Below are 213 nucleotides of genomic sequence, written 5' to 3'. Positions count from 1 at the left end.
CCCCCTGCAGTACCATCGGCGCTGTAAGGCTTAGCTTCCGGGTTCGGAATGTAACCGGGCGTTTCCCTCACGCTATGACCACCGAAACACTATGAAACTGTTCAACCGCACCATGCCGTGACCATGGCATGGGGTTGTTCGTGGTTTCAGAACCAACACAGTGGACGCGAGCAACTGAGGACAAGCCCTCGGCCTATTAGTACCAGTCAACTC

The 213-nt window shown here is 55.4% G+C and carries 1 rRNA gene; it reads right to left on the bottom strand.

From position 1 onward, the window contains the following. Positions 1-86: ribosomal RNA gene (gene rrf / locus OO63_RS41190) — 5S ribosomal RNA — on the bottom strand; the annotation flags it as partial. Positions 87-213 lie beyond the last annotated feature (127 nt).

It is taken from the genome of Streptomyces alboflavus (assembly GCF_000716675.1).
In the GTDB taxonomy this organism is placed as follows: domain Bacteria; phylum Actinomycetota; class Actinomycetes; order Streptomycetales; family Streptomycetaceae; genus Streptomyces; species Streptomyces alboflavus.
Note: the sequence above shows the minus strand (reverse complement) of the source record. Positions and strands in the feature narration are given on the sequence as shown.